Annotated in this window: 22 protein-coding genes; 6 read left to right on the top strand and 16 right to left on the bottom strand. The window is 73.6% G+C overall.

Annotated elements, in window-relative coordinates; translation table 11 throughout:
- Positions 1-134 precede the first annotated feature (134 nt).
- On the bottom strand, positions 135-1,826 hold the full coding sequence (locus tag AC0665_RS19790) for a DUF885 domain-containing protein (RefSeq protein WP_478705456.1): 1,692 nt from the start codon (positions 1,824-1,826) through the stop codon (positions 135-137).
- 31 nt (positions 1,827-1,857) lie between these two features.
- Positions 1,858-2,349 (bottom strand): Lrp/AsnC family transcriptional regulator, encoded by a 492-nt coding sequence (locus AC0665_RS19785; RefSeq protein WP_468405048.1) that lies wholly within the window; start codon positions 2,347-2,349, stop codon positions 1,858-1,860.
- A gap of 67 nt (positions 2,350-2,416) precedes the next feature.
- Between AC0665_RS19785 and AC0665_RS19780 the strand changes: the two genes are divergently transcribed.
- On the top strand, positions 2,417-3,634 hold the full coding sequence (locus AC0665_RS19780) for a trans-sulfuration enzyme family protein (protein ID WP_478705499.1): 1,218 nt from the start codon (positions 2,417-2,419) through the stop codon (positions 3,632-3,634).
- Between the two features lie 9 nt (positions 3,635-3,643).
- Here the strand turns inward: AC0665_RS19780 and AC0665_RS19775 are convergent, their stop codons facing one another.
- The 5 genes from AC0665_RS19775 to AC0665_RS19755 all read right to left on the bottom strand — a co-directional run bounded on the left by AC0665_RS19775 (position 3,644) and on the right by AC0665_RS19755 (position 9,767).
- Entirely contained in the window at positions 3,644-4,900 is a 1,257-nt protein-coding gene (locus tag AC0665_RS19775) for an N-acetyltransferase family protein (protein WP_478705455.1), read from the bottom strand.
- A gap of 108 nt (positions 4,901-5,008) precedes the next feature.
- Positions 5,009-6,571, bottom strand: a complete 1,563-nt coding sequence (locus tag AC0665_RS19770; RefSeq protein ID WP_478705454.1) for an alkaline phosphatase D family protein — start codon at positions 6,569-6,571, stop codon at positions 5,009-5,011.
- Positions 6,572-6,698: 127 nt separating this feature from the next.
- A complete protein-coding gene (gene pdxR, locus AC0665_RS19765; protein WP_478705453.1) occupies positions 6,699-8,138 on the bottom strand; it encodes a MocR-like pyridoxine biosynthesis transcription factor PdxR in 1,440 nt (479 codons plus the stop codon).
- 40 nt (positions 8,139-8,178) lie between these two features.
- Positions 8,179-9,009, bottom strand: a complete 831-nt coding sequence (locus AC0665_RS19760) for an alpha/beta fold hydrolase (protein WP_468405056.1) — start codon at positions 9,007-9,009, stop codon at positions 8,179-8,181.
- A gap of 104 nt (positions 9,010-9,113) precedes the next feature.
- Positions 9,114-9,767, bottom strand: coding sequence for an NADPH-dependent F420 reductase (locus AC0665_RS19755; RefSeq protein ID WP_478705452.1), 654 nt, complete (start codon positions 9,765-9,767; stop codon positions 9,114-9,116).
- Between the two features lie 108 nt (positions 9,768-9,875).
- Here AC0665_RS19755 and AC0665_RS19750 point away from each other — a divergent pair, with 108 nt between their 5' ends.
- Complete coding sequence (locus AC0665_RS19750) at positions 9,876-10,760, top strand: RNA polymerase sigma-70 factor (RefSeq protein WP_468405061.1); 885 nt, start codon at positions 9,876-9,878, stop codon at positions 10,758-10,760.
- 169 nt (positions 10,761-10,929) lie between these two features.
- On the top strand, positions 10,930-11,691 hold the full coding sequence (locus AC0665_RS19745; RefSeq protein WP_366051857.1) for a GntR family transcriptional regulator: 762 nt from the start codon (positions 10,930-10,932) through the stop codon (positions 11,689-11,691).
- Positions 11,692-11,856: 165 nt separating this feature from the next.
- Here the strand turns inward: AC0665_RS19745 and AC0665_RS19740 are convergent, their stop codons facing one another.
- From AC0665_RS19740 to AC0665_RS19730, 3 genes are all read right to left on the bottom strand, one after another.
- The gene (locus AC0665_RS19740; RefSeq protein WP_478608073.1) at positions 11,857-13,005 is read right to left on the bottom strand and encodes an ROK family transcriptional regulator; all 1,149 of its coding nucleotides are present in this window, start codon (positions 13,003-13,005) and stop codon (positions 11,857-11,859) included.
- A gap of 90 nt (positions 13,006-13,095) precedes the next feature.
- Positions 13,096-13,758, bottom strand: a complete 663-nt coding sequence (locus AC0665_RS19735; RefSeq protein WP_468405067.1) for a response regulator — start codon at positions 13,756-13,758, stop codon at positions 13,096-13,098.
- Positions 13,759-13,772: 14 nt separating this feature from the next.
- Positions 13,773-14,942: a sensor histidine kinase gene (locus AC0665_RS19730; RefSeq protein WP_478705451.1), complete on the bottom strand. Its 1,170-nt coding sequence runs from the start codon at positions 14,940-14,942 to the stop codon at positions 13,773-13,775.
- A 108-nt stretch (positions 14,943-15,050) separates the two neighbouring features.
- On the opposite strand from AC0665_RS19730, the gene AC0665_RS19725 reads away from it, so the two are divergent.
- The 3 genes from AC0665_RS19725 to AC0665_RS19715 are packed head-to-tail and all read left to right on the top strand — an operon-like array spanning position 15,051 to position 17,183.
- Positions 15,051-15,971 carry an ATP-binding cassette domain-containing protein gene (locus AC0665_RS19725; RefSeq protein WP_468405071.1) on the top strand — a complete coding sequence of 307 codons (921 nt, stop codon included), beginning with the start codon at positions 15,051-15,053 and terminating at the stop codon, positions 15,969-15,971.
- A gap of 2 nt (positions 15,972-15,973) precedes the next feature.
- The gene (locus AC0665_RS19720; RefSeq protein WP_468405073.1) at positions 15,974-16,699 is read left to right on the top strand and encodes an ABC transporter permease; all 726 of its coding nucleotides are present in this window, start codon (positions 15,974-15,976) and stop codon (positions 16,697-16,699) included.
- A gap of 55 nt (positions 16,700-16,754) precedes the next feature.
- Positions 16,755-17,183: a hypothetical protein gene (locus AC0665_RS19715; RefSeq protein ID WP_468405075.1), complete on the top strand. Its 429-nt coding sequence runs from the start codon at positions 16,755-16,757 to the stop codon at positions 17,181-17,183.
- 4 nt (positions 17,184-17,187) lie between these two features.
- On the opposite strand, the gene mug is transcribed toward AC0665_RS19715, so the two are convergent.
- The 6 genes from mug to AC0665_RS19685 form a co-directional block, all read right to left on the bottom strand.
- Positions 17,188-17,733, bottom strand: a complete 546-nt coding sequence (mug, locus tag AC0665_RS19710; protein WP_468405077.1) for a G/U mismatch-specific DNA glycosylase — start codon at positions 17,731-17,733, stop codon at positions 17,188-17,190.
- Between the two features lie 22 nt (positions 17,734-17,755).
- On the bottom strand, positions 17,756-19,198 hold the full coding sequence (gene purB, locus AC0665_RS19705; protein ID WP_478608079.1) for an adenylosuccinate lyase: 1,443 nt from the start codon (positions 19,196-19,198) through the stop codon (positions 17,756-17,758).
- Positions 19,199-19,290: 92 nt separating this feature from the next.
- Positions 19,291-20,070 (bottom strand): SGNH/GDSL hydrolase family protein, encoded by a 780-nt coding sequence (locus AC0665_RS19700; RefSeq protein ID WP_468637908.1) that lies wholly within the window; start codon positions 20,068-20,070, stop codon positions 19,291-19,293.
- An 88-nt stretch (positions 20,071-20,158) separates the two neighbouring features.
- Positions 20,159-21,172 (bottom strand): hemolysin family protein, encoded by a 1,014-nt coding sequence (locus AC0665_RS19695; protein ID WP_468405082.1) that lies wholly within the window; start codon positions 21,170-21,172, stop codon positions 20,159-20,161.
- On the bottom strand, positions 21,169-22,509 hold the full coding sequence (locus AC0665_RS19690; RefSeq protein ID WP_478608085.1) for a hemolysin family protein: 1,341 nt from the start codon (positions 22,507-22,509) through the stop codon (positions 21,169-21,171). The genes AC0665_RS19695 and AC0665_RS19690 overlap by 4 nt, the downstream gene beginning before the upstream one ends.
- Positions 22,510-22,663: 154 nt before the next feature.
- The gene (locus AC0665_RS19685; protein WP_468405086.1) at positions 22,664-23,110 is read right to left on the bottom strand and encodes a GNAT family N-acetyltransferase; all 447 of its coding nucleotides are present in this window, start codon (positions 23,108-23,110) and stop codon (positions 22,664-22,666) included.
- Positions 23,111-23,143: the final 33 nt, after the last annotated feature.

Below are 23,143 nucleotides of genomic sequence, written 5' to 3'. Positions count from 1 at the left end.
AACGGACCCGCGCGACCGGCCGCGAACCAACGGAACCGCGCGACCGGCCGCGAACCAACGGAACCGCGCGACCGGCCGCACCGGACCCGGACCCACCCGGCGCCGTTCCCACGGCTACCGGCGCCGGCGCGGATCTACAGCCGCGACAGTTCGTCCACCAGGTCGTCCAGCCCCAGCGACCCCTGCGACAGCGCCGCCATGTGCCACGCCTTCGGGTCGAAGGCGTCGCCGTGCCGCTTGCGGGCGTTCTCGCGGCCCAGCAGCCAGGCCCGTTCGCCGAGCTTGTAGCCGATGGCCTGGCCCGGCATGGACAGATAGCGGGTCAGCTCGCTCTCCACGAAGTCCGCGGGGCGGCTGCTGTGCGAGCCGAAGAACTCCTGCGCCAGCTCGGGCGTCCAGCGCTCGCCGGGGTGGAAGGGCGAGTCGTCCGGGATCGTCAGCTCCAGGTGCATGCCGATGTCGATGATGACGCGCACGGCCCGCATCATCTGCGCGTCCAGGTAGCCGAGCCGGCGCTCCGGGTCGGTCAGGAAGCCCAGTTCGTCCATCAGCCGCTCCGCGTACAGCGCCCAGCCCTCGGCGTTGGCGCTCACCATGCCGACGCTCGCCTGGTAGCGGGAGAGGTCCTGCGCCACGTGCTTCCACTGGGCCAGCTGGAGGTGGTGGCCGGGCACGCCCTCGTGGTACCAGGTCGACACCAGGTCGTAGACCGGGAAGCGCGTCTCTCCCATGGTCGGCAGCCAGGTGCAGCCCGGGCGGGAGAAGTCGTCCGACGGCGGGGTGTAGTAGGGGGCGGCGGCGCTGCCCGGCGGGGCGATGCGCGACTCCACCCGGCGCACCCGCTCGGCCAGGTCGAAGTGGGTGCCGTCGAGCGCGTCCATCGCCTCGTCCATGAGGCTCTGCAGCCAGTCGCGGACCTCGTCGACGCCCTCGATGTGGGTGCCCTGCGCATCCAGGTGGGCCAGCGCCTCCCACGGGGTGGCGGCGCCCGGCAGGATCTTCTCGGCCTCGGTCCTCATCTCGCCGAGGAGGCGGTGGTACTCGGACCAGCCGTAGGCGTAGGCCTCGTCCAGGTCGAGGTCCGTGCCGTTGAAGTAGCGCACCCAGCGCGCGTACCGCTCCCGGCCCACCACGTCCGGCGCGCCCTCGATCGCCGGCGCGTACACGTCCCGCATCCAGTCGCGCAGGCGCACGACGGCCTCGGTGGCCGAGCGGGCGGCGGTGTCCAGCTCCTGGCGCAGGGCCTCGGGACCGGCGGCGGCGTACTGCTCGAACCAGCCGTGGCCCTCGCCGTCGGCGCCGGCCCACTCGCCGAGCTGCCGGAGGAAGGTGGCCGTGGCGCGGGGGCCGCCGTACAGCTTGCGCTCCAGGCCGAGCGCCAGGGACCGGCGGTAGCCCTCCAGCGCGGCGGGGACCGCGCGCAGCCGCTCCGCGATGGCCGCCCAGTCCTCCTCGGTCTGCGCCGGTGTCACGGTGAACACCTGCCGCACCGCGTGGGCGATGGAGCTCAGGTTGCTGACGGACCGCAGGCTCTCGTCGGCCTCGTGCACCGCGAGATCGGCGCTGAGCCGCTCGCGCAGCAGCCGGGCGCAACGGCGTTCGATGTCGCTGTCCGCGCCGGGCAGCCGCTCGGCCTCGTCCAGCCGGGCCAGCGTCCGGCGCGCCAGCTCCGCGAGCGCCTCCTGGCCCTCCGGCGACGTGTCCGGCAACCTGCTCGAACTCTCCTTGTCGCCGAGGAAGGTACCGGTGATCGGATCGAGGGCGACGAGCTCGTCGACGTAGGCGTCGGCGACTTCGCGGGGCAGCTGGCTGTTGATCTCAGGCATGCGGCCATCCTCGTACGAGGGACCGCGCACGTCACGCGGATTGAGCCGTGGGCGAAGGCGGCAGCAGCGGCCCGCACTCCCACTGCTGGAAGATCAGCCGGGTCTCCACCCGCGCCACCTCCCGTCGCGAGGTGAACTCGTCCAGCACCAGCCGCTGGAGATCGGCCATGTCGGCGACGGCGACATGGACCAGGTAGTCGTCGGGCCCGGTCAGATGGAAGACCGTCCGCGATTCCGGCAGAGCGCGGATCCGCTCCACGAACGGCCCCACCAGCTCCCGCCGGTGCGGTCTGACCTGCACCGACAACAGGGCCTCCAGGCCGCGCCCCAGCTTGGCCGGATCCAGTTCCAGCCGGTGCCCGAGGATCACGCCCGAGCGGCGCAGCCGCGTCACCCGGTCCAGACAGGTCGACGGCGCCACCCCGACCTGCGCGGCGAGATCCCGGTACGTCGCCCGGGCGTCGTTCTGCAACAGGCGCAGCAGATGGAGATCCACCGGATCCAGTGCGACGGATTCAGCCATGGGCCGAACGTAACACGGGGTTGTGCGCCGAAGACCCGGTCCCTGTTCACTCTTGCCCACCATGGACATGGACACAACGAGCACGCGCGCCCACGACGACGTACGCACCGCACCGCGAGCCCTCGCCACCGAGGCCGTGCACGCCGGGCGGGACGACCTCGCCCGGCAGGGGCTGCACGCCCCGCCGATCGACCTGTCCACCACCTACCCGTCCTACGACAGCCGGGGCGAGGCGGCCCGCATCGACGCGTTCGCCACCACCGGCGCCGAGCCGGACGGCCCGCCGGTCTACGGGCGGCTCGGCAACCCGACGGTCGCCCGCTTCGAGACCGCCCTGGCCCGGCTGGAGGGCACCGAGGCGGCGGTGGCGTTCGCCAGCGGCATGGCGGCGCTGAGCGCCGTCCTCCTCGTCCGCGGCGCGATGGGCCTGCGCCACGTCGTGGCCGTACGGCCCCTCTACGGGTGCAGCGACCATCTGCTGACCGCCGGACTGCTCGGCTCGGAGGTGACCTGGACCGACCCGGCCGGTGTCGCCGACGTGCTGCGCCCGGACACCGGTCTGGTCCTGGTCGAGTCCCCGGCCAACCCGACCCTCGCCGAGGTCGACCTGCGGGCCGTCGCCCACGCCTGCGGTTCGGTGCCGCTGCTGGTGGACAACACCTTCGCCACACCCGTTCTGCAGCGCCCCGCCGAGCAGGGCGCCCGGCTGATCCTGCACAGCGCCACCAAGTACCTCGGCGGGCACGGCGACGTGCTCGCCGGCGTGGTCGCCTGCGACGAGGAGTTCGCCGGACGGCTGCGCCAGGTGCGCTTCGCCACGGGCGGTGTCCTGCACCCGCTGGCCGGCTATCTGCTGCTGCGCGGCCTGTCCACCCTGCCGGTCCGGGTCCGGGCGGCCTCCGCCACCGCCGCCGAACTGGTGCGGCGCCTGGCCGCCGACCCGCGGATCGCCCGGGTGCACTACCCGCGCATCGGCGGCGCCATGGTCGCCTTCGAGGTGCACGGCGACCCCCACGAGGTCATCGCCGGGGTGGGCCTCATCACCCCGGCGGTGAGCCTGGGCAGCGTGGACACCCTCATCCAGCACCCGGCCTCCATCAGCCACCGCATCGTCGACGCGGACGACCGCCGGGGAGCCGGGGTCGGCGACCAGCTCCTGCGCATGTCGGTGGGCCTGGAGGACGTGGAGGACCTCTGGTCCGATCTCGACCAGGCGCTGGGACGCCCCGCCAGGGGCGCGGGGCACCGCGCGACGAGCCACAGCGCACCCGCAGCCGCCCACTGACGAACGCCCCTACGACGCGGAGGCGCTCCCGAGCTCCTCCGCGCTCGTCACGACCGCCTCACCCAGCCTGGCCGTGATGACCAGCGTCCCTTCCTCGACCTGGTAGTCCAGAGGCAGCCCGAGCCCGCGCATCGCGGCGACCATCCCCGTGTTGGACGCCTGCGTCACGGCGTACACGCTCGAGCAACCGGCCTCGACGGCCATCCCGACCAGCCGCCCGAGCAGCTCCGCCCCGACACCCCGCCGCTGCCACGCGTCCTCGACGAGCAGCGCGACCTCCGTCTCGTCCCCGTCCCACAGAAGGTGGCCCAGCCCGACGATCCGGCCGGAGGCGGTCTGCACGGCCAGAGTGCGGCCGTGGCGCGGCCCGAGCAGGTGGGTGAGGTACCGGTCGGCGTCACCCACGGGCCCGTGATAGCGCTGCTTCAGCGTGTGCGCCGAGCACCGCTCGTGCATCGCCCTGGCCGCTTCGAGGTCACGTGTGTCGGCCCGCCGCACGGTGAGGTCGCTGCCCTCGGCCAGCGTGAGCTCCTCCCGGCCGTGCGGGAGGCGCGGGCCGAGCCGGGCGTCCAGTTCCACCAGGGCCCTGGCCCGGGCGAACTCGGTCGGTGTGAACGGCAGATACGGGCGCTCCACGGTGATCACTCCGCCTTCCGGGGCGCGCAGCCGCATCACCGTGTCGTCCAGGGCCCCTTCCACCGGCGCGCTGCCCGGCGCCTGGCCGGCGCCGGCCGGAGCGGGCTGGGAGCGGATCGTGCACCGGCCGAGCAACTGCCGCAGGGCCAGGGGAAGTTCCGCCGAGTCCAGGGCGGTGCGGGCGGCGAGCCCGAGGACCCGGGTCGGCGCGTCCACCAGGTCGTGCGCGTCGGCCCGCTCGATCCAGGTGTCGGCGCCACCGGCCGACTCGACGGCCGTGGTGATCGCGGACGCCGACAGACCGTCCGGGCCCCGCAGCAGGAACTCGTCGACCGTGCCCGCGCCCAGCGGGTGCGTCTGGAGGCTCAGGATGTCGACGCGCTGTCCCGCCAGGGCCGCGCAGAGGACCGCCAGCGATCCCGGCTCGTCCTGGACCGTGGTCCGCATCCGCCACAGGGTGTTCGCCCCCGGCACCGCCTGTGGCGCCGGGGACCCGGTATCACCGGTCGGCGGGGCGTGTTCGTGGCGGCGTGTTCGCCATGTCCGGAACGCCTGCGCGATCCGCTGCCACGGTGTGGCGGTGCGGCAGTCGTCGAAGTGGTGCGGCACAGAAGTCACGTCTCGCGTCATGCACCCACTGTGACGGAGCGGTGTTGCACGATCGAGAACGCTTTGTGACCACCGGGTAAAGGGGGGAGCTTCCCCCCTTCACCGTCGTTTCAAACGTTGCGTTGCGTACTACTGGCCGACCCGGCCCGGCTGGAGCACCTGCGTGAACAACACGGTGCCGTCCTGCTCCCGCAGACGGACCGTCAGCTCCCCGCTGTGGCCGTCGATGTCGACCTCGCCGAAGAACTGGAAGCCCCCGGCCGGCGACACGTTGGCGGTCGTCGGGGCCTTCACGAACACGCGGTCCGGGCCGAAGGTGCCGTCGAGCGCGTTCGCCGGGAAGGCACCGGCGTTGAGCGGGCCCGAGACGAACTCCCAGAACGGCTCGAAGTCGGTGAAGGCGGCCCTCGACGGCTGGTAGTGCTGCGCCGAGGTGTGGTGCACATCGGCGGTCAGCCACACCGTGCCGGTGATCCGGCGGTGCTTGACGAACCGCAGCAGTTCGGCGATCTGCAGTTCGCGGCCGAGCGGCTCGCCGGGGTCGCCCTGAGCGACGGCCTCGATGTTCGGCGCGTCCGGGACGACGAGGCCGATCGGCATGTCGGAGGCGATCACCTTCCACACGGCCCGGGAGCGGGACAGCTCGCGCTTGAGCCACTGGAGTTGCTCGCGGCCGAGGATGCCCTGCGGGTCGGCCGGCTGGTCGTCCGGCGAGTTGGCGTTGCGGTAGGTGCGCATGTCCAGGACGAAGACGTCCAGCAGCGGCCCGTGGTGCTGCACGCGGTAGACCCGGCCGTCGGGGCGGCGCAGCGTGGAGATCGGGAAGTACTCCGAGAAGGCCCGGCGGGCGCGGGCGGCGAGCACGTCGACGCGCTTCTCGGTGTACCGGGCGTCGGTGAGGATCTCGCCCGGGTACCAGTTGTTGGTGACCTCGTGGTCGTCCCACTGGATGATGGACGGGACCCGGGCGTTGAAGGCGCGCAGGTTCTCGTCGAGCAGGTTGTAGCGGAAGTTGCCGCGGAACTCCCCGAGCGTCTCGGCGACCTTCGCCTTCTCCTCGGTGGTGATGTTCCGCCAGGTCCGGCCGTCGGGCAGGGACACGGCCTGGGTGATCGGGCCGTCGGCGTAGATGTTGTCGCCGCTGCACAGGAAGAAGTCCGGGTCGAGGGCGGCCATCGCGTTGTAGATCGTGTAGCCGCCGAACTCCGGGTTGATGCCCCAGCCCTGCCCGGCCAGGTCGCCGGACCAGACGAACCGCACGCCGTCGCGGCGCTTGGCGGACGCGGTGCGGAAGGTGCCGGTGACCGGCTCACCGGTGCGGCGCGGGTCGTCCGGGTCGGCGAGCAGCACGCGGTAGTGGATCTGCTCGCCGGACGGCAGGCCGCGCAGCCGGGTCGTGCCGGTGAAGTCGGTGCCCGGGCCCAGCAGCGGGCCGTGCCATCTGCGGGCGTTGCGGAACGACTCGGTGGCCGAGGTCTCGACGACCATCCGGGCCGGCCGGTCGGAGCGCACCCACACCAGCCCGGAGTCGCAGGTCACGTCTCCCGCCTGCACACCCCATCCCGCCGTCGGGCGCCCCGAGCGTGCGAAGGCGGGTGCCGCGCCGAGGGCGGTGGGCAAGGACAGGGCCGCCGACGCGGCGAGGGAGCCACGCAGGACGCTACGGCGCCCGGGCAACGGACGGTGGGACATGGATGCGCCTCCAGGGACGGGATCCGGCCAAGTGTGCACAGCCACACCTACTGGCCCGCCGCGGCGCGCACACGAACCCCAAGTGAACAACCGGCCGCGGGGTGAGGGAACCGGCGAACCGGCCGCCTCACCCGGCCGCGGCCTGCGCCATCAGGCGCACGCCCTCGGCGATCCGCGCCGGGGACACATGGGCATAGCCCAGGACGAGCCGGATCCTCTCGGCTTCCCCGGACCCGGTGCCGGGGTGGCGGTACGCCGACAGCGGGCGTACCGCCACCCCTGCCGCCGCCACCCGTGCGAGGAAGCGCTCCTCGGGTACGCACCGCGCCGGCAGCGTGACGATCACATGCAGGCCCGCGGCGATCCCGGACACCTGCGCGCCGGGGAAGTGCGTGTCCAGGGCGGCGACCAGCGCGTCACGCCGCTCGCGGTAGGCGCGCTGGCAGCGGCGCAGCTGGCGGTCGTAGTCGCCGCGCTCCAGGAAACGCGCGAACAGCGCCTGGTCCAGGGCCGGGTGGCCGAGATCCATGGCGCGTTTGCGCTCGACGATCTCCTGCGCCCAGGACTCCGGCACCAGGAGCCAGCCCAGCCGCAGGCCCGGGGCGAGGGACTTGCTGACCGAGCCCGTGTAGGCGACGTGGTCCGGGTCGAGGCCCTGGAGGGCACCGACGGGCGCCCGGTCGTAGCGGAAGTCGCCGTCGTAGTCGTCCTCCAGGACGATGCCGTCGACGGACCGCGCCCAGTCCAGCAACGCGGCGCGGCGCCGGGCCGAGTAGGCGATGCCGGTGGGGAACTGGTGGGCCGGAGTCGTCACCACGGCCCGTACGCCCGACGCCCACAGAGACTTCGGGGCGACCCCCTCCTCGTCCACCGGCAGCGGTACGGCTCTGACTCCGGCCGCGCCGTACAGCGCGTCGTGCTGGGGGCTGCCCGGGTTCTCCACGCCCACCGTGGTCATCCCGCGCGCGTGCAGCGCGAAACCGAGCAGGGTCGTCGCCTGGGTCACCCCCGAGACCACCACGATCCGCTCGGGGTCGGCCACCACGCCCCGCCGCCGGGCGAGCAGTTCGGCCAGCGCGGTACGCAACCGCGGGAGTCCGCGCGGATCGGGATACCCGAGTTCCTGGTGGGGCAGTCCGGCCAGCACACCGCGGTGCGCCGCGGCCCACGCCGCGCGGGGGAAGAGGGCCGGGTCCGGTGTCCCGGGGACGAAGTCCGCCCGGGTGCCGGGCGAGCGGGGAGCGAGGTCGTGCGCCCGCGGCCGCGCGGCCCGGACCGCCGCGCCCACCCACGTCCCGGCGCCCCGGCCGCTGCGCAGGTAACCCTCCGCCGTCAGCTGCTCGTACGCCTCCGTGACCAGGCCGCGCGACACCCCGAGGTCGGCGGCGAGGTCCCGGCTCGACGGCAGCCGGGTGCCCGGCGCGAGGCGGCCCGAGCGGACCGCCTCGCGCAGTGCCGCCTGGAGGGAACGGCCCCGGGTGCGTGCCGGTGCGGAGGCGGCGGGGAGCAGCAGTTCCCAGGCGGCGGACGCCTCGCCCTCGCCCGGGGCGCTCTGTGGTGACCTCATGGGGGCAGACCTTAGACGCAGCGCCGACCCCCTGGGCGGCTCAGCGGCTGCCGTCGAGCACGACCCGGGCCACCAGCGCCGGGTCGTCGTTCATCGGGACGTGCCCGCAGCCGGGCAGGCGCACCAGCCGGGCCCCGGGGATGACGCCCTTGGCGCGCACGCCCTGGCGGGGGATGAGCAGCCGGTCCCGGTTGCCCCACGCCACCGTGACCGGCGTGCCCACGATGTCGTGGGTGAACCGCACGGTCCGGCCGGAGCGCAGTGTCTCGGAGAACCCCTGGGCCCGGGCCAGCGCCAGCGTCTCGGCGACCACGGCCTCGGGCGAACGGCGGCCCGGGCGGGCGTAGATGGTGCTGGTCAGGAGGGTGCGGCCCAGGGCCGGGCGGGCCAGCCGTTCCACCAGGGGCGGCGGCATGCGCCGGGCGATCTGCCGCATCGTCGCCAGCACCGTGAAGGCGTAGCGGCGCTCGGCGTCGTTCCAGAACCCGGCGGGGGACAGGGCGGTGACCGAGCGGACGCGTCGGGTCCGGGCCAGGTCCAGCGCCAGCAGGCCGCCCAGGGAGTTGCCGGCGACGTGCGGCCGTTCGATCTCCAGCGCCTCGCACAGTGCCGTGAGGACCGTGCTCATCGTGGGCAGGTCGTGCGCCATGCCGTCCGGGAGGGCAGGTGACTCACCGCAGCCGGGCAGGTCCACGGCGATCACGTCGCGTTCGGCCGCGAGTGCCGGGATCACCGGTTCCCACGCCTGCCGGTGGTGGCCGATCCCGTGCAGCAGGAGCAGCGGTTCGCCGCTGCCCCGGCGGGTGTAGGCCAGGGTCACGCCGCGCTCGCCCTGCGGGGAGGCGACGGTGAAGGAGACGGTGGCGGACATGGGGTGCTCCTCGGCTGTGCTCGCTGACGGACGCCGTAGACAGCTTGTCAGCAATTGCTACCCGCCGGTAGCCCCATGGTGTCGCCGGTGCGCGGCACGGCCGCTCAACGGGCCCGGCGCAGCTCCAGGTTGAACTCGCCGTGCCCGAACTTCTGGAACAGGCCGACCCACAGGGGCAGCCACATCTCCACGCCGCGGGCCGCCCGGATGCCGCCGAGGTCGAGCACCCGGTCCGCCGGCCAGCCGAACTCCCCGAGCAGTGCCGTCACCCGCTCTTTGGCGTCCGGGTCGTCCCCGCACACGAAGACGTTGTGCTCACCGGGCACACGCGCCGGTTCCACCATCACCCGGCAGTTGACCGTGTTGAGCGTCTTCACCACGCGCGCCCCGGGAAACGCCCGCTGGATCTGCTCACCCACGCTGTCCGACCCGACCGGGGACAGCCGCGGCTCCCCCTCCTCGAACGCCAGCGGATTGGAGACGTCCACGAGGACCTTCCCCTCGACGTTCTCCGCCCCGACCGCCTCCAGCACGGTGAGGGCCACCCGCCCGCCGACCGCGTTCACCACGACCTCGCCGAACCCGGCCGCCTCGGCGAACGTCCCCACGCCCGCCCGCGGCCCGGCGGCCGCCGCCCACTGCACGGCGGCGGTGTTGTCCCGCGTGCGCGAGCCGAGCCGCACCTCGTGCCCCAGCTCCACCAGCCGCCCGCCGAGCGTGCGTCCGACCTGTCCCGTGCCCAGCACCGCGTACCGCATCGCCACCTCCGCAGCCGTGCGCCGATCACCGGCGCCCTGTCGGCCATTCTGTCCGGGAAGGGACGGTTCCGCCTGGACAGGGCCGCAGCGGTGGGCTGGGATGGAGCCGTGACCACCGAGACCGCGACCGACGTGTTCGAAGCGCACCGCCCGGTCCTGCTGGGCGTCGCCTACCGCATGCTGGGCCGCGTGGCCGACGCGGAGGACGTGGTCCAGGAGGCCTGGCTGCGCTGGTCCGGCGCGGCCCGCGACGACGTGCGCGAACCACGCGGCTACCTCGTGCGGATCACCACCCGGCTCGCCATCGACCGCCTGCGCCAGATCAAGGCCCGCGGCGAGACGTACGTCGGCCCCTGGCTGCCCGAGCCCTACGTCACCGACTTCGGCGACACCGTGCCCGACACCGCCGAGCGGGCCGTGCTCGCCGACTCCGTCTCGCTCGCCGTCCTCGTCGTCCTGGAGTCGCTGTCACCGCTGGAGCGGGCCGTGTTCGTGCTGCGCGAGGCCTTCGGCTTCCCCTACGCCGACATCGCCGCCATGCTCGACCGCGGCGAACCGGCGGTGCGCCAGCTGGCCGGGCGGGCCCGCAGGCACGTCGACGAGCGGCGCCCGCGCTACGAGGTCGACCCCGCCCAGCGCCGGAACGTCACCGAACGGTTCCTCGCCGCCGCTGCCGAGGGCGACCTCGAAGGGCTGATGGCGCTGCTCGCCCCGGAGGTCCGGCTGGTCGGCGACAGCGGCGGCAAGGCGCAGGCGCCGCTGCGGGTGCTGGAGTCCGCCGACAAGGTGGGCCGCTTCCTGGTCGGCGTCGCTCAGAAGAACCTCCCGGGGCTGTCCGTGCGGTTCCTGGAACTCAACGCGGGCCCGGCCGCGCTGATCCTTTCCGACGGCAAGCCCGACTCCGTCTTCCAGGTCGACGTCGCCGACGGCCGCGTCCAAGCCGTCTACATCATCCGCAACCCCGACAAACTGCGGTCGCTGGCCGCCGGGTGACCGGACCTCCCGGAGTCGCTCGGGAGGCCTTGTCACGGGGCCGTGAACGTTCCCGGCCATTGGTCTTGACCAAGGATCAGGGCCGCCCTATGGTCGCAGAGAAGTGCAACAACCTTTAATAAACAAGGGCGCTAAAACGCTGCCGACCACGGCGATTGCGGAGGACAGGGTGGGGACCACGCAGCTGGAATCGGTACAGGAACCGAAGTACTGGCATCTCAAGACCGTGCTCAGTCAGGCGCTCGACTCGGAGTTCTCGGTGGGGGAGATCCTTCCGAACGAGCGCGACCTCGCGGCCCGCTTCGGCGTCGCCCGCGCCACGCTCCGCCAGGCACTGGAGCAGCTCGAACTCGAAGGCAGGCTGCAGCGCCGCCGGGGGGTGGGGACGACCGTCGCGCCGCCGCGCGTGGGCGTCTCCCTCGGCACCGGCCCGCACACCTGGCCGGGCGGTCCCGAGGACGCCTGGCAGCCCGTCGACTGCACGGCGGCGGCGCCCCCGGCGGCCGTCGCCGAGACGCTGGGGACCGGCAAGGAGGAGTCCGTGCACATCGTGCGCCGCTCCCGCGTCTCGCACGGCCGGCCGGTGGCCGCGGAGTTGCTCTACATCCCGCAGCCCTCGGTGCCCGACCTCTCCGGCATCGACACGCCGTCCGGAGCGGCCCGCGCCCGTGCGGTGCTGCGCGAACTGCAGCGGCTGGACCTGGAGCGGCAGGAGAACGCGGTGGAGCTCGGGTCCGCCGGAGCCGACGAGGCGAAGGAGCTGGACCGGCTGCCCGGGGCGCCCGTGCTGGTGGTGACCACGCGGTTCGTCGCCGGGGGCCGGACGGCGGCGTTGTCGGTGGCGACGTATCGCGCCGACACCTGCCGGCTCACCTTCGGTGACTCGGGGGGTGTGGAGATCCACGCCGGACCCCAGAAGCAGGCGTCCTGACCCGAGGCCGTGCGGTGCGCTGAGTGGCGCCGCCCGGAGAGGTCGTCCTGAGGCGGCGCGGCGCGATGGGGGGGGGCGTGCCCGTCGCCGCCCGTCCCTGGCGTCACGGCCCGCTGCACCGGGGCCACGCGTCCGGTGCGGCCGATCGCGTGGTACCCGGTGCCCCTAAAAGGAGCGCGGCTCCACCGTGAACAGCTGCTCCTCCACGTGGTCCAGGGCCAGGCGCAGGGCGCCGGTGGCCACCGCCGCGTCCCCCAGGCCTGAGAGGGTCACCTTCGGCGGGCGCAGGCAGTAGCGGTCGAGTTCCTCGCGGAGGGGGGCCAGGACGCCGTCCAGGCCCGCCGCCCAGCCGCCGATGACGACCAGCTCCGGGTCCAGGGCGAGGACGAGGGCCGCCACGTCGTGGACCAGGCGCTGGAGGAAGCGGTGGACCGCCGCCCGGGCCTGCCGGTCGCCCTCGCGGGCCTGCGCGAAGACCTCGGCGACGGCCTGCTCGTCGAGCGGGTGCAAAGGCTCGTCGGTGGTCGAGAGCAGGGTCTCGGGCGTCACCCCCCGGCCCAGCAGATGCAGCGCGCCGATCTCGCCGGCCGCTCCGCCGTAGCCCCGGTGCAGCCGCCCCCCGATCAGCGAACCGGCGCCCGGACTGAGCCCCGCCAGCACGAACACCACGTCCTCCGACTCGGTGGCCGCGCCCTTCCAGTGCTCGGCGACCACCGCGGCGTTGGCGTCGTTCTCGACCAGCACCGGGCACTTGAACGACCGGCTCAGCCGCTCGCCCAGCCGCAGCCCCGTCCACCCCGGCAGCGCCGTGCCCAGCCGTACCGTGCCGTCGGCCTCGACGATCCCGGGTGTCGCCACGCCCACGGCCCGCAGCGAACCGCGCGCGACCCCGGCCCGCCGCAGCAGCTCGGCGACGGCCCCGCGCAGGCGCTCCAGCCGCTCGTCCGCCCCCGCCGTCTCGGGCACGTCCTTGGCCTGGGCGCCGATGACCCGGCCGTCCAGGTCGGACAGCAACGCGGCCACCCGGTGCGCCCCGATCTCCAGCCCCAGCAGATGCCCGGCCTCCGCCCGGAAACGGAACCGCCGCGCCGGACGCCCCTGCCGCCGGGCGGCGCCCTCCTCGGCCGCCTTCTCGACGACGAGCCCGGCCTCGATGAGCCCTTCGACGACCCCCTCGACCGTCGGCCGGGACAGCCCCGTCACCCGGGTGATCTCGGTCAGCGTCGCGCAGTCCGTGGCACGCAGCGCGTGCAGCACCACCGCGGAGTTGATCCTTCGCAGCAGCGAGGGGTCCCCGCCGGTCAGCCGCCCCACCGTCCGTCCTCCCAGGTCGTGCGCGTGATGGCCGGATCGTACTTCGGCACGGCACACCCCGGCGAGGGGCGGGGCACCGGTCCTCGCCGATCAGCCCGGCGCCACGAAGCCCGACTCGTACGCCACGATCACCGCCTGGGTGCGATCCCGCGCCCCCACCTTCGCCAGCACCGAGCTGACATGTGACTTCACGGTCTCGGTCCCCACGACCAGCCGGGCGGCGATCTCCGCGTTCGACAGACCCCGCGCCATCAGGCGCAGCACGTCGGCCTCGCGTTCGGTCAGCCGGGCCCGCTCCAGCACGGCCCGGGCCGCGCGGTTGCCGCCGGTGTCGCCGTACTCGGCGGCGAGCTGCCGCACCGAGGCCGGGAACAGCAGTGACTCGCCCTCGGCGATCAGCCGCACCGCGTGCACGATCTCGGCGGGCCGGGCCCGCTTGAGGAGAAACCCGTCGGCTCCCGCCCGCAGCGCCTCGTACACGTACTCGTCGTTCTCGAAGGTCGTCACCACGAGGATCCGGGGCGGCTCGTCCACCGTTCGCAGCAGCGCCCGGGTGGCCTCGATGCCGTCCATCAGCGGCATCCGGACGTCCATGGCGACCACGTCCGGCCGCAGCCGCCGCACGAGCGGGATCACCGCCGCCCCGTCCGCTGCCTCCCCGACGACCTCGATGTCGGGCTGTGCCTCCAGCACGGCCCGAAGCCCCGCGCGCACGAGGGGCTCGTCGTCGACGAGGAGAACGGTGACCGGCATCGGACCAGCGTAGATCAACTCAGCGGCAGTTCGGCATGAACCTGCCACTCGCCCGCGTCGGGTCCGGTCCTGGCCCGCCCGCCCAGCAGCGCCGCGCGCTCCCGTATGCCGCGCAGGCCGCTGCCGCGCCCGGAACCGGACGTCCCGGCCGGCAGCGGATTGCGTACCGCGAGGACGACCGAGTCGCCGGCCACCCGCACCCGGACGCGCACCGGGACCGCCCCGGCGTGCCGCAGGACGTTGGTCAGCGACTCCTGGAGGATCCGGTACCCCTCCCGGGAGACCGGCCCGGGCACGCTCTCCACCGGGCCGCTCACCTCGGCGTCGACCTTCGCCCCCGCCGCCCGGGCCGACTCCAGCAGGCGGTCGGCGTCCGCGAGGGTCGGCCGGCCGCTCACCGGCTTCTCCGACTCGCGCAGGACGCCGAGCACCCGCTCCAGGTCCTCCAGCGCCGCCCGGCCCGTCTCCTCGATGGCGCTGAGGGCGCGCTCGGTGAAGGCGGGATCACCCGCCGCCCGGGCGGCTCCGGCCTGCACGACGGCGACGGTGAGCGCGTGACCGATGGAGTCGTGCAACTCGCGGGCGATACGGGTGCGTTCGAGGAGCTGCTCCGTGCGCTCCTCCAGCGCGGCGAGCCGCTCGTCGGGGGAGGGGCCGAGCAGACGCAGGGCGATGCGGGTGATGAGGTGCCCCGAACCGACCACGACACCGGCCGCCACGGCCAGGGGCAGGGGCGCGAGCAGGACGTGCCACCGGTGAGGGCCCTCCACGGCGAGCCAGGCGTCGCCCGCGCGCTCACCGCTGAACGACGTCGACACCAGGTCCAGCGTGAGCAGGAGGAGCTGGACGCACAGATGGCTCACCAGGACCCCGAGGAACAAGCGCGCCTGAAGCCACACCACCATCCGCCCCCGGTCGCCCCAGGTGGACGAGGAGGCGACCACGATCTCCGGGCCCTGGCCGCCGTCCCGATGGCCGGTCAGCAGCAGCCGGGCCTGGAGCCCTTCCACCACCCGCATGGCGGGGACGAGGCCCGCGAGAGCGAGCAGCACGGTCGCCGTGCCCACGGTCCACCACGCCTCGTCGATGAACAGCCACAGGGCGGGCCACACGATGGCCATGGCGAGGTGCAGCCACCGGGTGTACGTCACCGCCCGGGTGAAGGGGCGCAGCATGCGGACCATGGCGTCATCGTGCCAGCCCCCACCGGCGGTGAGCCTCCCCCGCACGGGGGAGACGACCGCCACCGCAGGGGGAGGCCCGCGGCCCGGTCCGTCGGCCACGCTGCTGCCATGACCAGCATCGACGTCCAGGACCTCACCAAGGAGTTCGGCAGCCGGCGAGCCGTGGACCGGCTCACCTTCCGCGTGCTGCCCGGCCGCGTGACGGGCTTCCTCGGCCCGAACGGCGCCGGGAAGTCCACCACCATGCGGCTGGTGCTCGGCCTCGACCGGCCGACCTCCGGTTCCGCCACGATCGGCGGCCGCCCCTACCCGGTGCTTCGTGAACCGCTGCGCCACGTGGGCGCCCTGCTCGACGCCCAGGCCGCGCACGGCTCCCGCACCGCCCGCGACCACCTCCGTGTCCTGGCGGCGAGCAACCGCATCCCGGAGCGACGGGTCGACGAGCTGCTGGAGGAGACGGGACTGGCGTCGGTGGCCCGGCGCCGCGTGCGGACCTACTCCCTGGGCATGCGCCAGCGGCTCGGCATCGCCGCCGCCCTGCTGGGCGACCCCGAGGTGGTCATGCTGGACGAGCCGTCCAACGGCCTGGACCCCGAAGGCATCGTGTGGATCCGGACGTTGCTGCGGCGGCTCGCCGGCGAGGGCCGCACGGTGCTGGTCTCCAGCCACCTGATGAACGAGACCGCGTCCTTCGCCGACCACCTCGTCGTCCTCGGCCGGGGCCGGCTGCTCGCCGACACCCCGATGCGGGACTTCATCCACGCGCGCGTGCAGCCCCGCGTACGGATCCGCACGAGCGACCCCGTCGCCCTTCGGTCGGCCCTCGCCCGGCACGGCCACGCCGCCGAGGAACATGCGGACGGGCACTGGAGCGTGCACGACGCCCGCGTGGACGACATCGGCCGCATCACCTCGGCCGCGGGCGTCCCGGTCCTGGAACTGGCCGCCCAGGAGGGCACCTTGGAGCAGGCCTATTTCGACCTCACCGGTGCCGAGACCGAGTTCGCCGCACAGCCCCTGGAGGCCTGACCATGCACGTCACACCCCTGCTGCGCTCCGAGTGGCTGAAGATCCGCACGCTGCGCTCGCTGCCGGGCGCGCTGCTGGCGCTGTTCGCTGCCACCACGGCCTTCTCCGCGATCGCCGGGGTCTCCGACGCCTCCGACCCGGGGTTCGATCCGCTGTTCATGGCCCTGTCCGGTGTCCTGCCGGGCCAGATCGCGGCCATCGCCTTCGGGGCCATGGCCGTGTCGTCGGAGTTCCACCCGGGGGCGCTGCGGCTGTCGCTGGCCGCGGTGCCGCGGCGCGGCCGGTGGTTCGCGGCCAAGGCGGCCGTCATCGCCGTACCGGCGCTCCTCGTGGGGCTGGTGACCGCCCTCGCCTCGCTCCTCGCCGCCCGGGCGGGCCTCGGCGCCGCGGCCGACGGGCTCGACGCCGGTGAGCAGGTGCGCGGTGTCGTGGGCTGCGGCGTCTACCTCATGCTGATGGCGTTGTTCGCCGCCGGGATCGCCGCCCTGCTGCGCAGCGGCGTGGCGACCCTCGCCCTGCTGGTGCCGTTCGTCCTCGTCGTGTCGTTCGTGATCGGCGACGCGACGGGCACGGTCGCCGACTTCCTGCCCGACAAGGCGGGGCAACTGGTCCTGAGGGAGGCCCCCGAGGGCACCCTCGGCCCCTGGTCGGGACTGGCGGTGACCGCGCTGTGGACGGCCGCGGCCCTGCTGGCGGGAGCCTGGAGCGTGCGCCGTAGGGACGCCTGACGGAGGGCCGGATGATGCCCCGCCAACTGTCAGTGGTGGGCGGTTTACTGGACCCATGAACATCGCACAGCACATCGCGCTCATCGACGAGCTGTGCTACCGCCCCTTTCCGGCGGAGCACGGCCCGTCGGACGTCGGCGTCTCGGGGCCCGGTCACCACCTCGCGGTGTTAGAGGCCGCGACCGACGACCCGGCCGCCCGCGCGGTGGCGATCGACCAGTTCGAGAAGGACCGGGACGCCGTCTACGAGCTCCTCGCCTCCCGCTGGGGCGACACCGACCCGTACAACCTGCGGACCGTTCTGCTGCGCACCGAGCGGGAGGAGATACCCGCGCCGTGGGCCGAGTTGAGCGCGCGGGCGGGCGTCGCGCACCTGTGGGAGGTGGAGGGCACGGGCCGCTGGGTCGCCGTGGCGGTGGCCGACCGGGACCCGGCGCGGGAGGTCCAGCTGCTGGCCCTGGTCACGGAGACGGACCCGCCGTAGCGGATCAGTCCTCGGCGGCTTCCCGCAGCCGCCCGAACTCCTGCGCCATCGTCTCCAGCGTCCAGTGCGCGTTCAGTCCGCTCGGATTGGGCAGTACCCACACGCGCGTGTCCCCGATCGTCCGCGCCTGGGGTCCCACCCGCGCCTTGCGGTCGTCGAACGCGGCGCGGTAGGCGGTCACCCCCACCACGGCCAGCCAGCGCGGACGCAGCTCTTCCACCTTCGCCGCGAGCAGCCGCCCGCCCTCCCGGTACTCCTCGGCGCTCAGCTCGTCGGCCCGGGCCGAGGCCCGCGCCACGACATTGGTGATGCCGAGCCCGTACGACAGCAACTCCCGCTGCTCGGCCGGCTTCAGCAGCCGCGGGGTGAATCCGGACCGGTGCAGCGCCGGCCAGAAGCGGTTGCCCGGGCGGGCGAAGTGATGGCCCGTCGCGGCCGTCATCAGCCCGGGGTTGATCCCGCAGAACAGCACACGCAGCCCCTCCGCGACCACGTCGGGCACGACGCGGTCGCGGGCGGCCTGAAGCTCCTCGGGCGTGAAACGCGGCACCGTCGGCTACCCGGGCGGCGTGTCAGAGGATCGCCCCGGGCGTGTAGCCCGCGGCCTGGGGGTGCTGCTTGACGATCTCCTCGACCCGGGCCACGACGGCGGCGACCTGGTCACCCGCGGCACCGGTGAAGGACAGCTTGTCGGCCATCAGCGCGTCCAGCTGGTCGCGGTCCAGCGGGATGCGCGCGTCGGCGGCCAGCTTGTCCAGCAGCTCGTTGCGCTCGGCGCCCTGCTCGCGCATGGCGAGCGCGGAGGCGACGGCGTTCTCCTTGATCGCCTCGTGCGCCAGCTCCCGGCCCACGCCCGCGCGCACGGCGCCCATCAGCACCTTGGTGGTGGCGAGGAACGGCAGGTAGCGGTCCAGCTCCCGGGCGACGACCGCCGGGAACGCGCCGAACTCGTCGAGCACCGTCAGGAACGTCTCCAGCAGGCCGTCCAGCGCGAAGAACGCGTCCGGCAGCGCGACCCGGCGCACCACCGAGCAGGACACGTCGCCCTCGTTCCACTGGTCGCCCGCCAGCTCACCGGTCATCGAGGCGTAGCCGCGCAGGATCACCATCAGGCCGTTGACGCGCTCGCACGAGCGGGTGTTCATCTTGTGCGGCATCGCCGAGGAGCCGACCTGGCCGGGCTTGAAGCCCTCGGTGACCAACTCGTGCCCGGCCATCAGCCGGATCGTCTTGGCCAGCGACGACGGGGCCGACGCCAGCTGCACCAGCGCCGTCACGACCTCGTAGTCCAGCGAGCGCGGGTAGACCTGGCCGACCGAGGTGAAGGCCTGCGAGAAGCCCAGGTGCGTGGCGATCCGCTGCTCCAGGTCCGCGAGCTTGGCCGCGTCCCCGCCCAGCAGGTCCAGCATGTCCTGCGCGGTGCCGACCGGGCCCTTGATGCCGCGCAGCGGGTAGCGGCCCAGCAGCTCCTCGACGCGGCCGAAGGCGACCAGCAGCTCGTCGGCGGCGGTGGCGAAACGCTTGCCCAGGGTGGTGGCCTGGGCGGCCACGTTGTGCGAACGGCCGGCCATGACGAGCTCGCCGTACTCGCCGGCGAGCCTGCCGAGCCGGGCCAGGACGGCGACCGTGCGGTCGCGCACCAGCTCCAGCGAGAGGCGGATCTGGAGCTGCTCGACGTTCTCGGTGAGGTCGCGGGAGGTCATGCCCTTGTGCACGTGCTCGTGCCCGGCGAGGTCGTTGAACTCCTCGATCCGCGCCTTCACGTCGTGCCGCGTGACCTTCTCGCGCTCGGCGATCGAGGCCAGGTCGACGGTGTCGAGAACACGCTCGTAATCGGCGAGCGCCGCGTCCGGCACCTCGATCCCGAGGTCCTTCTGGGCCCGCAGCACGGCGAGCCAGAGCTGCCGCTCCAGCTTCACCTTCTGCTCGGGCGACCAGAGCGTGGCGAGCTCGGCGGAGGCGTAGCGTCCGGCGAGGACGTTCGGGATGCGGGGCTTGGCGGGAGCGGAAGTCACGTGCACGGATTCTACTGGCGATTCGTGCAGGCCAGCGCCGCGGGTGTCGTTGTCGGAACCTACGAGAGCGCCGGGGCCGTCTCCACCTGCGGCTACGCCAGGTCCTCGTACGGCAGCAGCTCCGGCCGCTTCGGGGGCATGCCGTCGCCCGAGGAGCGGCCCGTCAGGCGGCGGCCTATCCACGGCAGCAGGTGCTGCCGGGCGAAGCGCGCGTCCGCCACACGGCGCATGACCCAGCCCGGCGGGAGCGTCGCGGGCATCGGCGTGTGCCAGTCGGCGTCCTCGGGGTCGTAGCCCAGCGTCTGCCACACCGCCTCCGCGACCCGGCGGTGGCCCTCGGCCGTCAGGTGCAGTCGGTCCACGTCCCACATCCGCGGGTCGCTCAGGGAGGGCGCGCCGTACAGGTCGACGACGATCGCGCCGTGCCGGGCGGCCAGCTCGTCGATGCAGGCGAACAGCTCCTCCATGCGCGGCCGGAACCGCTCCAGGACGGGACCCTGCCGGCCCGGGCTGCGCATCAGGACCAGTTGCCGGCACGCGGGGGCCAGCTTCTCCACGGCCTCCTCCAGCAGCCCGCGCACCCGGCCCATGTCGCACTTGGGCCGCAGGGTGTCGTTGAGGCCGCCGACCAGGGTGATCACATCGGCGCCCATGGCCGCCGCGACGTCGACCTGTTCGTCGACGATCTGCCGGATCAGCTTGCCGCGCACCGCGAGGTTGGCGTACCGGAAGCCGGGTGTGCGGGCCGCCATCCGCGCGGCGAGCAGGTCGGCCCAGCCCCGGTAGGTGCCGTCGGGCATCAGGTCCGACATGCCCTCGGTGAAGGAGTCGCCGACGGCGACCAGGCTGCTGTAGGTGGGGTTCTTCTGCATGGCGACGGAAAGGGTATCCCGTGCATATACCCAGCAGTCGGTCGGGCCTCCGGGCCCGAGTGCGGCGTCCTTCCGCGGCCCGCCGACTTCACGCGCGCTGGCCGAACAGCTCCCGCAGCACGTCTTCCATGGTCACCAGCCCGGCCATCCGCCCGTCGGCCCCGAGGACGGCGGCGAGGTGCGTCCGGCTGCCCCGCATCGCCGTCAGGACGTCGTCCAGCGGTGTGCGCTCCACCACGCGCGCGATGGGCCGCATGTCACGCAGCCGGAACGGCGCGTTCCGTCCGGCGGCGTCCAGGGCGTCCTTCACATGGAGGTAGCCCACGATCCGCCGGCCCTCGTCCACCACCGGGAAGCGGGAGAACCCGGACTCAGCCGACAGCCGCTCCAGCCCCTCCGGTGTGATCCCCACGCTCGCGTACACCACGCGCTCCAGCGGCAGCACCACGTCCCGCACCGGACGGCGGCCGAGCTCCAGCGCGTCGCGCAGCCGCTCCTGGGCCCGGTCGTCGATCAGGCCGGCCTCGCTGGAGTCCTTCACGATCTGCGCGATCTCCGCGTCCGAGTAGGAGGCGGTGACCTCCTCCCGGGCTTCCACCCGCAGCAGCTTCAGCAGGGCGTTGGCGAAGGCGTTCACCGTGAAGATCACCGGGCGCAGCGCCCGGGACAGCGCCACCAGGGGCGGACCGAGTGCCAGGGCGCTGCGCACCGGCTCGGCCAGCGCGATGTTCTTCGGCACCATCTCGCCGAGCAGCATGTGCAGATAGGTCGCCAGGGCCAGCGCGATCACGAAGGACACCGCGTGCCCCGCGCCCTCGGGCACGCCCACCGCGTGGAACACCGGCTCCAGCAGATGCGCGATCGCCGGCTCGGCCACCACGCCCAGCACCAGCGTGCACAGCGTGATGCCGAGCTGGGCCGCGGCCATCAGCGCGGACACGTGCTCCAGGCCCCACAGCACGCTCTTGGCGCGCCGGTCGCCCCGGTCGACGTGGGGTTCGATCTGGCTGCGGCGAACCGAGATCAGCGCGAACTCGGCGCCCACGAAGAAGGCGTTGACGACCAGCGTCGCCAGTCCGATGAGCAGCTGGACGGCGGTCACAGCTCCACCCCCTTCTCCTCGGGCCTGTGGTCGTCGAGGGGGGCGCGCAGCCGGACCCGGGCGGCGCGGCGGCCCGTCGCGTCGAGGACCTCCAGGTGCCAGCCGGCGACCTCGAGGGTGTCACCGGCGGCCGGTATCCGGCCCAGCACGGTGGCCACCAGCCCGGCGAGCGTCTCGTAGGGCCCGTCCGGGGCGCGCAGCCCGACGCGCTCCAGGTGGTCCACGCGTGCGGAGCCGTCGGCCGAGTACAGCGGGTGTCCGGCCTCGTCGGTGCCGGCCGGGGCGAGGTCCGGGGTCTCGTGCGGGTCGTGTTCGTCACGGACCTCGCCGACGACCTCCTCGACGATGTCCTCCAGGGTGGCGACACCCGCCGTGCCGCCGTACTCGTCGATCACGACGGCCATCGTGCGCTTGCCGGAGAGCCGGTCCAGGAGCCGGTCGACGGTGAGCGACTCCGGGACCAGCAGCGGCTCGCGCATCAGCTCGGAGACGTAGATCCGGGTGCGGCGCTCGGCGGGCACCGCCAGCACGTCCTTGACGTGGGCCGTTCCGACGACCGAGTCGAGGGTCCCGCGGTAGACCGGGAACCGGGACAGACCGGTCGCCCGGGTCGCGTTGGCGACGTCCTCCAAGGTCGCCTGCACCTCCAGGGCGACGACCTGCACCCGGGGCGTCATCACGTTCTCCGCGGTCAGGTCGGCGAGGTTCAGGGTCCGCACGAACAGCTCGGCGGTGTCGGGCTCCAGGGCGCCTTCCTTCGCGGAGTGCCGGGCCAGGGCCGCCAGCTCCTGCGGCCCGCGCGCCGAGGCGAGCTCCTCCGCGGGCTCGACACCGATCCGCCGCACGACCCGGTTCGCCGTGTTGTTGAGGTGCGTGATGAAGGGCCGGAACGCGGCACTGAACCACCGCTGCGCGTTGCCCACGGTCTTGGCGACGGCCAGCGGCGAGGAGATCGCCCAGTTCTTCGGGACCAGCTCGCCGACGACCATCAGGAACACCGTCGACACCGCCGTGCCCAGCACCAGCGCGACGCTGTGCGACGCCGAGCGCGAGATGCCGAGGCCCTCCAGCGGCCCGGCGATCAGGGCGGCGATCGACGGCTCGGCGAGCATGCCGACCACCAGGTTGGTGACCGTGATGCCGAGCTGTGCGCCGGAAAGCTGGAACGTCAGATTCCGTACGGCCTTCAGGGCGCCCTGCGCACCCCGCTCGCCGCGCTCGACGGCCCGCTCCAGCTCCGCGCGCTCGACCGTGGTCAGCGAGAACTCGGCCGCCACGAAGGCGCCGCAGGCGAGCGAGAGCAGGATCGCCGCCAGGAGGAGGAGCACTTCGGTCATCGGTTCACCCCCGTCCCATGGTTGTCCAGGACGGGACGGAACGCGCGGTGTCGCGCACGGGGAGGCTCGCCCATGGGCGGACGCTCACAACCTTTCATGCAGGACCGAGTGGCCAATCAAGCGTAAAGGATGGGCAAAGTCCTCTCCGGGGCGATCACGAGGCCGGGTGCGCCCCCTGGCCGGCGAGCGGCTTCACCCAGCGCCGCCACTGCTCCTCGGGCCCGTAACCGGCGGCGTCCCACGCCCGGTGCGCTGTCTCGTTGCGGGTGAGCACCATCGCGTCCGCGCGCCGCCCGCCGAGCCGCACGAAACGCTCCTCCGCGGCGGCGAGCAGCGCGGACGCGATGCCGCGGCGGCGCCGCTCCGGGTGCACGGCCAGCCGGTACAGGTGGCAGCGCCAGCCGTCGAACCCGGCGATCACCGTGCCCACCAGTTCGTCGTCGAGCTCCGCCAGCAGCAAGGCCTCGGGGTCACGCGCGACCAGCCGCTCCACCCCGCCGCGGTCGTCACTGATGCTCGTGCCCTCGGCCGCCGTCTTCCAGAAGGCCAGCACGGCGTCGAGGTCCTCGGGCGTCGCGGCCCGGATGCGCAGATCGGTCATCTCTTGATCACATCACTCGTGCCGAACCGCGTC

Source organism: Streptomyces sp. NPDC043685 (genome assembly GCF_056436585.1).
Note: the sequence above shows the minus strand (reverse complement) of the source record. Positions and strands in the feature narration are given on the sequence as shown.

Excerpts from the sequence above, each read along its gene's own strand:
- AC0665_RS19790 (WP_478705456.1), bottom strand. The coding sequence starts at position 1,826 with ATGCCTGAGATCAACAGCCAGCTGCCCCGCGAAGTCGCCGACGCCTAC.
- AC0665_RS19785 (WP_468405048.1), bottom strand. The coding sequence starts at position 2,349 with ATGGCTGAATCCGTCGCACTGGATCCGGTGGATCTCCATCTGCTGCGC.
- AC0665_RS19780 (WP_478705499.1), top strand. The coding sequence starts at position 2,417 with ATGGACACAACGAGCACGCGCGCCCACGACGACGTACGCACCGCACCG.
- AC0665_RS19775 (WP_478705455.1), bottom strand. The coding sequence starts at position 4,900 with ATGACGCGAGACGTGACTTCTGTGCCGCACCACTTCGACGACTGCCGC.
- AC0665_RS19770 (WP_478705454.1), bottom strand. The coding sequence starts at position 6,571 with ATGTCCCACCGTCCGTTGCCCGGGCGCCGTAGCGTCCTGCGTGGCTCC.
- pdxR (WP_478705453.1), bottom strand. The coding sequence starts at position 8,138 with ATGAGGTCACCACAGAGCGCCCCGGGCGAGGGCGAGGCGTCCGCCGCC.
- AC0665_RS19760 (WP_468405056.1), bottom strand. The coding sequence starts at position 9,009 with ATGTCCGCCACCGTCTCCTTCACCGTCGCCTCCCCGCAGGGCGAGCGC.
- AC0665_RS19755 (WP_478705452.1), bottom strand. The coding sequence starts at position 9,767 with ATGCGGTACGCGGTGCTGGGCACGGGACAGGTCGGACGCACGCTCGGC.
- AC0665_RS19735 (WP_468405067.1), bottom strand. The coding sequence starts at position 13,758 with ATGCCGGTCACCGTTCTCCTCGTCGACGACGAGCCCCTCGTGCGCGCG.
- AC0665_RS19730 (WP_478705451.1), bottom strand. The coding sequence starts at position 14,942 with ATGGTCCGCATGCTGCGCCCCTTCACCCGGGCGGTGACGTACACCCGG.
- AC0665_RS19725 (WP_468405071.1), top strand. The coding sequence starts at position 15,051 with ATGACCAGCATCGACGTCCAGGACCTCACCAAGGAGTTCGGCAGCCGG.
- AC0665_RS19720 (WP_468405073.1), top strand. The coding sequence starts at position 15,974 with ATGCACGTCACACCCCTGCTGCGCTCCGAGTGGCTGAAGATCCGCACG.
- AC0665_RS19715 (WP_468405075.1), top strand. The coding sequence starts at position 16,755 with ATGAACATCGCACAGCACATCGCGCTCATCGACGAGCTGTGCTACCGC.
- AC0665_RS19700 (WP_468637908.1), bottom strand. The coding sequence starts at position 20,070 with ATGCAGAAGAACCCCACCTACAGCAGCCTGGTCGCCGTCGGCGACTCC.
- AC0665_RS19690 (WP_478608085.1), bottom strand. The coding sequence starts at position 22,509 with ATGACCGAAGTGCTCCTCCTCCTGGCGGCGATCCTGCTCTCGCTCGCC.
- AC0665_RS19685 (WP_468405086.1), bottom strand. The coding sequence starts at position 23,110 with ATGACCGATCTGCGCATCCGGGCCGCGACGCCCGAGGACCTCGACGCC.